This window comes from Enterococcus sp. DIV1411a, assembly GCF_050531945.1.
Classification (GTDB): domain Bacteria; phylum Bacillota; class Bacilli; order Lactobacillales; family Enterococcaceae; genus Enterococcus_B; species Enterococcus_B faecium.
On the sequence record NZ_CP172892.1, the window covers coordinates 1,030,672 to 1,042,829 of the forward strand.

At 39.3% G+C, this 12,158-nt stretch carries 11 protein-coding genes and 1 pseudogene; 10 read left to right on the forward strand and 2 right to left on the reverse strand.

Annotated features, from left to right (window positions below; translation table 11 throughout):
* Positions 1 to 103 precede the first annotated feature (103 nt).
* The 9 genes and pseudogenes from relB (at position 104) to IGJ87_RS04995 (ending at position 7,614) form a co-directional block, all read left to right on the forward strand.
* Positions 104 to 427 (forward strand): type II toxin-antitoxin system RelB family antitoxin, encoded by a 324-nt coding sequence (gene relB / locus IGJ87_RS04955; protein ID WP_002303913.1) that lies wholly within the window; start codon positions 104 to 106, stop codon positions 425 to 427.
* Positions 415 to 495, forward strand: a pseudogene (locus IGJ87_RS04960) (type II toxin-antitoxin system RelE family toxin); the annotation flags it as partial. The gene relB and the pseudogene IGJ87_RS04960, both read left to right, overlap by 13 nt.
* 251 nt (positions 496 to 746) lie before the next feature.
* Entirely contained in the window at positions 747 to 974 is a 228-nt protein-coding gene (locus tag IGJ87_RS04965; protein ID WP_061573497.1) for a hypothetical protein, read from the forward strand.
* Between the two features lie 15 nt (positions 975 to 989).
* Complete coding sequence (hemW, locus tag IGJ87_RS04970; RefSeq protein ID WP_002326924.1) at positions 990 to 2,156, forward strand: radical SAM family heme chaperone HemW; 1,167 nt, start codon at positions 990 to 992, stop codon at positions 2,154 to 2,156.
* 234 nt (positions 2,157 to 2,390) lie between these two features.
* A complete protein-coding gene (hrcA, locus tag IGJ87_RS04975) occupies positions 2,391 to 3,434 on the forward strand; it encodes a heat-inducible transcriptional repressor HrcA (RefSeq protein WP_002326925.1) in 1,044 nt (347 codons plus the stop codon).
* 93 nt (positions 3,435 to 3,527) lie between these two features.
* Positions 3,528 to 4,091 carry a nucleotide exchange factor GrpE gene (gene grpE, locus IGJ87_RS04980; RefSeq protein ID WP_002296525.1) on the forward strand — a complete coding sequence of 188 codons (564 nt, stop codon included), beginning with the start codon at positions 3,528 to 3,530 and terminating at the stop codon, positions 4,089 to 4,091.
* Between the two features lie 50 nt (positions 4,092 to 4,141).
* Positions 4,142 to 5,971, forward strand: coding sequence for a molecular chaperone DnaK (dnaK, locus tag IGJ87_RS04985; RefSeq protein ID WP_002292134.1), 1,830 nt, complete (start codon positions 4,142 to 4,144; stop codon positions 5,969 to 5,971).
* Between the two features lie 150 nt (positions 5,972 to 6,121).
* Positions 6,122 to 7,288 (forward strand): molecular chaperone DnaJ, encoded by a 1,167-nt coding sequence (dnaJ, locus tag IGJ87_RS04990; RefSeq protein ID WP_002323970.1) that lies wholly within the window; start codon positions 6,122 to 6,124, stop codon positions 7,286 to 7,288.
* A gap of 161 nt (positions 7,289 to 7,449) precedes the next feature.
* Positions 7,450 to 7,614: a glycerate kinase gene (locus IGJ87_RS04995; RefSeq protein ID WP_137206225.1), complete on the forward strand. Its 165-nt coding sequence runs from the start codon at positions 7,450 to 7,452 to the stop codon at positions 7,612 to 7,614.
* A 44-nt stretch (positions 7,615 to 7,658) separates the two neighbouring features.
* On the opposite strand, the gene IGJ87_RS05000 is transcribed toward IGJ87_RS04995, so the two are convergent.
* Positions 7,659 to 8,396 carry an amino acid ABC transporter ATP-binding protein gene (locus IGJ87_RS05000; RefSeq protein ID WP_104876506.1) on the reverse strand — a complete coding sequence of 246 codons (738 nt, stop codon included), beginning with the start codon at positions 8,394 to 8,396 and terminating at the stop codon, positions 7,659 to 7,661.
* A 1-nt stretch (position 8,397) separates the two neighbouring features.
* Entirely contained in the window at positions 8,398 to 9,900 is a 1,503-nt protein-coding gene (locus IGJ87_RS05005) for an amino acid ABC transporter substrate-binding protein/permease (RefSeq protein ID WP_002296521.1), read from the reverse strand.
* Between the two features lie 258 nt (positions 9,901 to 10,158).
* Between IGJ87_RS05005 and uvrB the strand changes: the two genes are divergently transcribed.
* A complete protein-coding gene (uvrB, locus tag IGJ87_RS05010) occupies positions 10,159 to 12,153 on the forward strand; it encodes an excinuclease ABC subunit UvrB (protein ID WP_002294444.1) in 1,995 nt (664 codons plus the stop codon).
* Positions 12,154 to 12,158: the final 5 nt, after the last annotated feature.

Below are 12,158 nucleotides of genomic sequence, written 5' to 3' on the forward strand. Positions count from 1 at the left end.
CGTGTATAATAAAGAGCTCGATCATTTACTACAAGGATGCTAGCTCCTACATTTTCACAGTTTTTTAGCAAGTAAATTTTTCTAAAATCACATCAGGAAATGCATGAGATTCTTTAAGAAAGGCAATTATAGGGCTATGATTACGGTTCGTGTAAGTGACGCCAAAAAAGAATGGCTTTCTTATATGGCTGAATTTTATGGGATTACTTTATCTGAACTTCTAAAAAACTATTCGATGGAACAACTAGAAGATGAATACAATCGTCAAACGGCTGAAATTGCCCATAAACATTGGATAAGAAGTGGGAAAACAACAGTATTCATGGAAGAATCCTTAATGAATTTGGTGGGCTGGAATGACCTGCCGTTTAAAATTCACGCCCGAAATTCAGAAGCAGCTCTGATTGGCAAATACGTGTATTGGTAGAGATAGAAGATAATCAATTCGTTGTTATCGCTATTCAAGTAGGGCACCGAAGAAATGTCTATGATTAAGAGACTGTTTATTTTTACAAAAAAATAATAATTGGAATCTAGTTAAAACTCTTGAAGTGAGAGATTTGACTAGATTTTTTTATGAATAAAATAAGGACAAAATTGTTTAGGAAGAATCATGAGTGTAAAAAAATCATCCAAGAAGTCGATTCTTGGATTTTTTAGTGGATTTGTTCGCCAAATACGTTTAGTATGCGTATATGAGAGGTTGTAAGCAAAGCGTTGTGGTCTGAGCACTTAAGGAGGAATCTGTGAAAATAGCTTTTCATATTTTTGCAGATTTTGACTTAATGCCGAAGGTCAGCTTTGCAATTACCGTTTATCGAGAGGCTGTAAAAGCACCGTGTAGCTCCGATGACAATAAGCAAGCATTTTTAGTGCTAGGTTTCCTTGATTCTAAATATGCGGCTTATTTCAATGAGTTGGTGCTTGAACGCGATTTTAAGAAGGTCGAAAACAGGCACGACTTTTCGACGTAAGGAGAAAGAATTTCAATGATAGAAACAATAAATCCCGCAGAAAACAAGGTTTCTGCGTACATTCATATCCCATTTTGCGAGCATATCTGCTATTACTGTGACTTTAATAAAGTTTTTTTAGAAGGGCAGCCAGTAGATGAGTATGTGGAAATGCTGCTGAATGAAATGAGATTAATGCTGGAAAGTCATCCTACAGCGAATTTGGAAACACTTTATGTAGGAGGCGGAACACCAACTTCTTTATCTGCTAAACAACTTGATCGACTATTATCAGGTGCTAGAGAGATCCTGCCTTTTCAAAATGGTAATGAGTTTACTGTAGAAGCGAATCCTGGTGATTTGACCCGTGAAAAACTTCAAGTGATGAAAAACTATGGCGTCAATCGTTTATCCATGGGAGTGCAGACATTTGACAATCGCTTATTGAAAAAAATTGGACGTAAACATACTGCAGAAGATGTGTATCAAACAATGCAATTTTTAAAAGCAGAAAATTTTACCAATGTAAGCATCGATTTGATTTATGCATTACCGGGACAAACACTAGAAGGATATCGGGATACTTTGGAAAAAGCTTTGGCTTTGGATCTGCCTCACTATTCTTTGTACTCATTGATCCTCGAAAACAAAACAATGTTCATGAACTGGGTACGACAAGGAAGACTCGAACTGCCTGATCAGGAAACGGAAACCAGAATGTTTGAAGAGACGATTGAAGCAATGGAAAAGCATGGACGTCACCAATATGAAATAAGTAACTTTGGGCTCTCCGGACATGAATCTCAACATAACCTCATGTACTGGAACAATGACCACTATTTTGGGTTTGGAGCTGGTGCTAGCGGTTATCTTGGAGATATTCGTTACCGCAACAAAGGACCGATCCAACACTATTTACGCCCATTACGAGCAAATGAACGCCCGGTATTGGAAGAAGAAAAATTGACACGAAAAAATCAAATAGAAGAAGAAATGTTCTTAGGACTAAGAAAAAAAACAGGGATTACTAAAAAACATTTCTATGATCGCTATCAAAAAACAATTGAATCGGTGTACGGTGATGTGCTAAGGGAATTAGAGCAAGAAGGGTTACTTGTTAATGAAGAAGACCGTGTTTATTTGACACCAAGAGGGACTTTTTTGGGGAACAATGTGTTTGAGCGCTTTTTATTTGAAAAATAGTTTGAAGAATATTTGTTTTTTATCGAAACTTGAAAAGAAAAAGTTTAGAAAGTTTGACAATGAGGTATTGAAGTATTGATATAACTGGATTTACATCAATTATTTAGAATTAGCACTCTTGTGTTTAGAGTGCTAAAAAATGGAGTCTTTCTCTTGACAGGAGAAGGGCTTCTTGCTATATTTATAAGTGAATTAGCACTTAGAATATATGAGTGCTAATGAGAGGTGAGGAAGATGTTAACAAAGCGACAAAACGACATTTTACGTCTGATCATCCAACACTATACGAGTAGTGGCGTGCCCGTTGGTTCCAAAACATTAATGTCTGAGGGAGTCAAGGCCAGCTCAGCAACGATTCGCAATGATATGAAAGCATTAGAAGATGAAGGATTGCTGTTGAAGACTCACTCTTCTTCTGGGCGGATTCCATCTGCTTTAGGCTATCGTTATTACGTGGATCATTTGTTAAAACCTGCTCGCGTAGCAGAAGATGATTTGCTGCTGATTCGTCAGTCTCTAGGCAGAGAATTTCATGAAATCAATGAGATTATTAAGCAATCTGCTGAGATATTATCTGAGCTGACAAGCTATACGACTTTTTCATTGGGACCTGAAATAAAAGACCGCCGACTGACTGGCTTTCGTATCGTACCCTTGAATAATCGACAGATTATTGCTATCGTCGTAACAGATATGGGGAATGTAGAAAGCCAAGTATTCACTCTTCCCGAATATATGGGAAGTCAGGAACTAGAAAAAATGGTACAGATTGTAAACGACCGTCTAGTCGGAGATCCTCTGATGACGGTGTACCATAAACTTCGTACGGAGATTCCGATGATTCTTCATAAATATTTCCAGACGACAGAAGGGATGTCTCAGTTATTTGACACCGTTCTTGGTCATGTTTTTGAAGAAAAGGTTTATGTCAGTGGACAAATGAATCTCTTGGATTATGAGCCCCGTCAAGATCTTGATCAGTTCAAATCGATGTTTTCTTTTATGAAAGACTCAGACGGACTTACACAAATGATCACTCCGATGGATAGCAATATTCATATCAAGATTGGTGCTGAATTAGGCAATGATTTATTGCAGAATATGAGTATGATTCAAGCAAGTTACGAGATAAATGGTCATGGAAGAGGTACAATAGCCTTGTTAGGGCCTACTAGTATGCCTTATTCTCGGATGTTCGGTCTAGTCGATGTTTATCGAAGAGAACTAGCAGCTAAACTTGCTGATTACTACCGCTCGCTTGACTTGTCAAACTCGTAATGTGAATAACGAAGCTATTTGCAGCTGATCGTTCTCTCTTTCTTAGTAAGAGCAATCAAACAGCTGACTGAATAATGAAAGGAAGACTGTATCGTGAAAGAAAATCAAGAAGAACTAGATAAAGAAATGACAGATGCTCAGCCAGAACCGGAAATCGATGTCGAAGCTGCAGAAGATTCGGGTATTTCAGAAGCTGAAGCGGAAGAATTCGAAACAGCGAAATTAAAAGCTGAGTTAGAAGAAATGGAAGATAAATACTTGCGGGCTCGTGCTGAAATCGCAAATATGGCAAATCGAGGAAAAAATGAGCGTGAGCAATTACAAAAATACCGTTCACAAGATTTAGCCAAAAAATTACTTCCATCAATTGACAACCTGGAACGTGCATTAGCCACAGAAGTGTCAGATGATCAAGGGGCAGGTTTGAAAAAAGGCGTGGAAATGGTCTTGGAAAGTTTGCGTAACGCACTGGAAGAAGAAGGAATTGAAAAAATCCCTGCTAAAGGAGAAGCCTTTGATCCTAATCTTCATCAAGCAGTACAAACTGTTCCAGCGACTGAAGATACACCAGCCGATACGATTGTAGAAGTACTACAAGAAGGCTACAAATTACATGATCGCGTGTTAAGACCAACTATGGTCATTGTTGCACAATAATTGTGCGGATATAAAACTTACACTTTCAATTAAAGAAGGAGACGTTAATTATGAGTAAAATTATCGGTATTGACTTAGGTACGACTAACTCTGCAGTAGCAGTATTGGAAGGAAACGAAGCAAAAATCATCGCTAACCCAGAAGGAAACCGTACAACACCTTCTGTTGTATCATTCAAAAATGGAGAAATCCAAGTAGGGGAAGTTGCAAAACGTCAAGCTGTGACAAACCCAAATACGATTTCATCAATCAAACGCCATATCGGTGAAGCAGGTTACAAAGTAGATGTAGAAGGTAAATCATATACACCACAAGAAATCTCAGCAATGATCCTTCAATATATCAAAGGATTCGCAGAAGACTATTTAGGTGAAAAAGTCGAAAAAGCAGTTATCACTGTGCCAGCTTACTTTAATGATGCACAACGTCAAGCAACAAAAGATGCTGGTAAGATCGCTGGTCTAGAAGTAGAACGTATCGTCAATGAACCAACTGCAGCTGCTCTTGCCTATGGTTTAGATAAAACAGATCGCGACGAAAAAATCTTAGTATTCGACCTTGGTGGCGGTACTTTTGACGTATCTATCCTTGAACTAGGAGACGGTGTCTTTGATGTATTGTCAACAGCTGGCGACAACCATCTAGGTGGGGACGACTTTGATAACAAAATCATCGACTACATGGTAGCAGAATTCAAAAAAGAAAACAGCATTGACTTGTCTCAAGACAAAATGGCTTTACAACGCTTGAAAGACGCTGCTGAAAAAGCGAAAAAAGATTTATCTGGCGTATCAAGCACACAAATCAGCTTGCCATTTATCACAGCAGGAGAATCTGGACCATTGCATTTGGAAATGACATTGACACGTGCAAAATTTGATGAATTAACAGCTGACTTAGTAGAACGTACAAAAGTACCAGTACGTCAAGCGCTAAAAGATGCAGGTTTATCACAATCAGAAATCGACGAAGTTATTTTAGTCGGTGGATCTACTCGTATCCCTGCAGTTGTAGAAGCAGTACGTAAAGAAACAGGAAAAGAACCAAACAAATCAGTTAACCCTGATGAAGTAGTTGCTATGGGTGCTGCTATCCAAGGTGGCGTGATCACTGGTGATGTGAAAGATGTTGTTTTACTTGACGTTACACCATTGTCATTAGGTATCGAAACAATGGGTGGAGTGTTCACTAAATTGATTGACCGCAATACAACGATTCCAACAAGTAAATCACAAGTATTCTCAACTGCGGCAGATAATCAACCAGCAGTAGACATCCATGTATTACAAGGTGAACGCCCAATGGCTGCTGACAACAAAACTCTAGGAAGATTCCAATTGACAGATATTCCAGCAGCTCCTCGTGGTATTCCACAAATCGAAGTAACATTCGATATTGATAAAAACGGGATTGTAAATGTATCTGCGAAAGATCTAGGTACACAAAAAGAACAAAAAATCACGATCAAATCTTCTTCAGGTCTAACAGACGAAGAAATCGAACGTATGGTGAAAGATGCAGAAGCAAACGCTGAAGCAGATAAAGCTCGTAAAGAGGAAGTTGACCTACGTAATGATGTAGACGCATTGCTATTCTCTGTGGACAAAACATTGAAAGAATTAGAAGGCAAAGTGGACGAAGAAGAAGTGAAAAAAGCAGAAACAGCTCGTGACGAATTAAAAGCCGCTGTTGAAGCAAACAACATCGAGGAAATGAAAACTAAACGCGATGCATTGAACGAAATCGTTCAAAACTTGACTGTTAAACTATACGAACAAGCTGCACAACAACAAGCTCAAGAAAATCCAGAAGCAGCTCAAGGCGGAGCAGATGATGTCGTTGATGCTGATTTTGAAGAAGTCGATGGCGACGATAAATAGTCAGTTCACTGAATTTCGAGAGAAGGCCAAAGTTGCTACTTTGGCTTTTTCTTTTGAAAAATAGTTTGAAGTATCGGTTTTTGTTTCAAACAAAATATGATATGATAACAAGCGACGTGAAAATGATGAGAACCAATAGGAGGAAAGCCTATGGCAACAAAACGTGATTATTATGAAGTCTTAGGGCTCTCAAAAGGAGCATCAGAAGATGAAATAAAGAAAGCTTATCGTAAGCTTTCGAAAAAATACCATCCTGACATCAATAAAGAACCTGATGCGGAAGAAAAATTCAAAGAAGTATCAGAAGCATATGAGATTTTAAGTGACCCGCAAAAACGCGCTGCATATGACCAATACGGGCATGCAGGCACAGATCCAAATTACGGTGCTGGTGGAGCTGGTGGCGGATTTGGTGGATTCGGCGGCTTCTCTGGTGGCGGCTTCGGTGGTTTTGAAGATATCTTCGACTCTTTCTTTGGAGGAGGCGGTCGGTCAGTCGATCCAAATGCGCCTCGTCAAGGTGCTGATTTGCAATATACGGTCGACTTGTCTTTTGAAGAAGCGATTTTTGGTGTAGAAAAAGAAATCAAGTATAATCGGGAAGAAATCTGTCATACTTGTGGTGGGAACGGTGCAAAACCAGGCACACAACCAACTACTTGTCATAAATGTCATGGTGCAGGTACGATCAATGTAGAACGCCAAACACCACTTGGACGAGTGATGAGCCGTCAAACTTGTGATGTTTGTCATGGCACAGGGAAAGAAATCAAAGAACCTTGTCCAACCTGTCATGGCTCAGGACATGAGAAGAAAGCACATTCAGTTAAAGTGAATGTACCAGCTGGTGTAGAAGAAGGACAACAAATGCGTTTAGCTGGTCAAGGAGAAGCTGGAGAAAACGGCGGACCATTTGGTGATTTGTATGTGATCTTCCGTGTAGAAGAAAGTGATATCTTTGATCGTGAAGGTTCTGAAATTTACTATGAATTGCCTTTAAGTTTTGTACAAGCAGCTTTGGGGGATGAAGTCCAAGTACCAACTGTCCATGGAGATGTGAAATTGAAGATCCCTGCTGGAACACAGACAGGTACGAACTTCCGTTTACGTGGAAAAGGCGCTCCGAAGTTACGTGGTGGTGCAACAGGCGACCAACATGTCAAAGTAAAACTGATCACACCGAAAAATCTAAATGAACAACAAAGAGAAGCATTACGTGCATTCGCTGAAGCTGGCGGCATCAAAGTTGAAGAACAGCAAGAAGACGGTTTCTTCGATAAGTTTAAAGATGCTTTTGGCGGGAAAAAGCGGAAGTAGTTTTTCTAGTAAAAATATAAAGTAGACTTGCCCAAATTTTCTATTTCTAGTAAAAACGCTAAGTCATTAATAATTAAAAACCAGACGAACAATCATACGTTCGCCTGGTTTTTTTGTAGTTGTCATGTTTGTACCAACAAAAAAGCCAACTTTAGAATAAGATAATCATCATAGTTTCTGAAGGTGGTATCGACTATGTACTTGATATCGTCAATGAACCGATGGTACTTTCTTATGCGATGGAACAGGTAGAGCGATTGCTTGTTTGTGCAGGAAAACAAGCGATGCGGCTGATGATACGATTAGGTGAGAAAATAAGAAGATAAAAATACACGGTCCCTTCATGGCGACCGTGCATTTTTGGTTTTTATTAAATATTTAATACTTTATTCAAGAAATCTTTTGTCCGTTCATTTTGCGGATTTTCAAAGATTTGTTGAGGCGTTCCGTCTTCTAAAAAGTTTCCGTCGTCAATGAACATGACGCGATTGGCCACTTCTTTAGCGAACCCCATTTCGTGCGTAACGATAACCATCGTCATACCTTGTTCTGCTAACCTTTTCATGACGTTCAAGACATCACCGACCATTTCAGGATCGAGTGCAGAAGTAGGCTCATCAAAAAGCATGATGTCAGGGTTCATCGCTAGAGCACGAGCAATAGCCACACGCTGTTTTTGTCCACCAGAAAGCATTTCAGGATACATATCTTTTTTATCTTCTAGACCAACTGTCTGCAGTAATTTGATTGCTTTTTTCTCTGCTTCTTCTCTAGATTCTTTCTTCAGGTCCATCGGTGCTAAAATGATGTTTTCCAAAATAGAAAGATGAGGGAATAGGTTAAAGTGTTGGAATACCATTCCGATATGTTGTCTCACCAAGTTGATATCTGTGCTTTTATCCATCAAGTGGGCGCCGTCAATAATAATTTCACCGTCAGAAGGTTCTTCTAAACGATTCAAGCAACGCAAAAATGTACTTTTTCCTGAACCTGAAGGGCCAATGATACAGACGACATCTCCTTCGTTGATGGATACATTGATGTCGTTTAATACTGTGTTATCGCCGTATTTTTTGACTAAATGCTCAACTAAGATTTTTTCTGCCATCTTACTTCACCTTCTTTTCTAAAACTTTTGCTAATTTTGTCAATGCTGTGATCAAAATCAAGTACATGATCGCAATGATCAAGTAAACATACGTACTTTGTGTTGTACGTGCAACAATGATCTTACCAGTTTGCAGCAATTCGACTACACCGATTGCGGAAATGATCGTTGTGTCTTTTAATGAGATAACGAACTGATTGACGAATGATGGGATCATGATGCGTATCGCTTGCGGCAAAATGATTTTTTGCATTGTCCGATTATAAGAAAGACCTAAACTTCTGGAAGCTTCCATTTGTCCGACAGGAACGGCGTTGATCCCGCCTCGAACAATCTCTGCGATATAAGCACTTGCGTTAAGAGTCAAGGTGATAACACCAGCAAGGAAGTCAGGAATCGTAAATCCAACGATACCAGGCAACCCAAAGAAAATAAAGAACGCAAGAACCATCATTGGAATTCCTCGGATGATATCGACATAAATACTAGCAATTGTGCGAAGAGCGCGTATTGGTGCTACACTGAATAATCCAAAAATCACACCGATTACTATAGCCAAAGCAAAGGAGATCAAAGTTAGGAGAATTGTTCTCCAAAGTCCTTTCAACAATGCTTGATAGTTGTTTTGGATAAGTCCAAGAAATGTTGATTCATCAGCAGTGGAAGACTCACTGGAAGTTTCTGAACCATCCGCTACATATTCTTTAATAATCTTATCGTATTCGCCTGTTCTTTTTAATTCTTTCAATCCTTCATTGAACATATTAAGAAGCTCAGGATTTTGTCCTTTTTTAACGGCAAATGCATATTTTCCGCCAGATTCTTTTTTGATCGGTGTTTCCAATTCTTGTCCTTGTTTGATCGCATAACCGATTACCGGATAATCATCCATCATTGCATCGATTGCGCCAACTTTTAACCCGTCGTACAATTGATCAGCAGCATCAAAATATTTGATAGAATAGCCATATTCAGATTCATGGTCGCTTAAAAATTCAGCACTTTCGGTACCAACTTTTGCTCCGACTGTTTTTCCTTTCAAATCTTCATAAGACTTGATCGAAGTATCTCCTTTTTTGACAGCTAATTGGATCCCGCTATCAAAGTAAGAATCAGAAAAATCATAGCTTTTCTTTCGTTCATCTGTTACAGTCATTCCGGCAATCATTCCGTCTGCTTGTCCTGATTCCAAAGCTTGCAAAGCAGCAGAGAAACCACGGTAGTCCATTCGGATGTTAAATCCTTGCAGTTTGGCGATGTTTTCCATCAATTTTACATCGATGCCTTCGTACTCGCCCTTTGCGTTTTGAAATTCAAATGGAGCAAAAGCAGAGTCACTGGCAATTACGTATACGTCTTTTTTGGGCTCTATTTTTTGCATTGTCTCGCTTGTGCTTGACTCTGCCGTTGTAGTGTTGTCAGCTTGTGCAACATGACCAAACGCAAGTGTCACAAGTCCTGTCATTAAGAAAACAAATGAGTGAAATAAATGCTTTCTTTTCATAATCAACCTCCTAAATTTCCAATATTTTATTATTATAGGCGAAAAGTGCTGAATCAGACAAGACTGTAAGCTCGAAAAAATGAAAAAAATGCGAGTTTCTAACATTTTATGTTATAAAACGTAACATGTATAATAAGATAAAAAAGTGGCGAAAGTATGTTCGGTGTGGTATAATTTTTTAGTAAGGAATGCCTTTGCTTTCCTTTTCTTTTTATTGGTCGTAAAATGAAAAGGAATGAATGAAAAGGAGGACGAAGAATGATTGAGAGAGATACCTCCCGACACTTTGAGCTTGTCTCGAAATACCAACCGGCTGGTGATCAGCCTGAAGCGATTAACCAATTAGTGGATGGCGTAGTCGGCGGGAAAAAAGCACAAATCTTATTAGGTGCGACTGGAACAGGGAAAACATATACGATTTCCAATCTTATTGAGAAAGTGAATAAACCAACACTGATTATTGCTCATAACAAAACATTGGCTGGTCAGCTGTACGGGGAATTCAAGGAATTTTTCCCTAACAATGCTGTTGAATATTTTGTTTCTTATTATGATTATTATCAGCCTGAAGCTTATGTGCCTTCAAGCGATACGTATATCGAAAAAGATTCAAGTGTAAATGATGAGATCGACAAATTACGACATTCGGCTACTAGTTCATTATTAGAAAGAAATGATGTGATCGTCATTGCATCCGTTTCATGTATTTTTGGATTAGGCTCGCCTTTTGAGTACCAAAAACAAGTAGTTTCGATTCGACAGGGAGCAGAACTAGATCGCAATCAGCTGATTCGTGACTTAGTCAGTATCCAATTCGAAAGAAATGATATAGATTTTCAGCGCGGTCGTTTTCGAGTGCGCGGTGATGTCGTGGAGATTTTTCCGGCTTCAAGAGATGAACGTGCCTTACGTGTGGAGTTTTTTGGAGATGAGGTCGAACGTATCCGAGAAGTCAATGCACTGACAGGTGAAGTTTTGGGAGAAACGGAACACGTAGCAATCTTCCCGGCGACTCACTTTGTGACGAATGATGAACATATGGAGCATGCCGTAGCGAATATCAAAGCGGAATTAGAACAGCGTTTAACTGTCTTGCGAAATGAAAACAAACTTCTGGAAGCTCAACGTTTAGAACAGCGAACCAATTACGATATTGAAATGATGTTAGAAATGGGCTACACGTCGGGAATTGAAAATTATTCTCGGCATATGGACGGACGTAAAGAAGGTGAACCGCCTTATACGCTATTGGATTTCTTTCCTGAAGATTTTTTGATCGTGGCGGACGAATCGCACGTAACCATGCCTCAAATCAGAGGAATGTATAATGGTGACCGAGCGAGAAAACAGATGCTAGTAGATTACGGTTTCCGTTTGCCATCTGCTTTAGACAATCGGCCACTTCGGTTAGAAGAGTTTGAAAAACATGTCAATCAGATCATTTATGTCTCTGCGACGCCAGGACCATATGAACATGAACAAACAGATACCGTTATCCAACAAATCATCCGTCCGACAGGGCTGCTTGACCCAGTGATCGAAGTTCGTCCAATCATGGGACAAATCGATGATCTAGTAGGCGAAATAAATGAACGAGTCGAAAAAGACCAGCGGGTGTTTGTAACGACATTGACGAAAAAAATGGCAGAAGACCTCACAGATTATTTCAAAGAATTAGGGATCAAAGTCAAATATTTGCATAGTGATATCAAAACGCTGGAACGAACAGAAATCATTCGAGATCTTCGATTAGGTGAATTTGATGTGTTAGTTGGAATCAATTTGCTTCGTGAAGGATTAGACGTACCTGAAGTTTCCCTTGTTGCTATCTTGGATGCGGATAAAGAAGGCTTTTTACGTAGTGAACGTTCCTTAGTCCAAACGATTGGACGAGCTGCTCGGAATGAAGAAGGTAAAGTAATCATGTACGCAGACAAAGTAACAGATTCTATGCGTCTAGCGATGGATGAAACATCAAGACGCCGTACGATTCAGCAGAAGTACAATGAAGAACATGGGATCGTTCCAAAAACGATCATTAAAGAAATCCGAGATTTGATTTCTATTACGAAAGAATCGGAAGATGATACAAAAGAAGCGGTACAAGTCTCGTATGAAGAAATGACGAAAGAAGAAAAAGATACGTTATTGATGAAATTAGAAAAAGAAATGAAAGATGCGGCGAAAGCATTGGATTTTGAAACAGCCGCTAATGTGCGAGATATGATTTTAGAATTAAAAGCTTCAAAGTAGGAGGA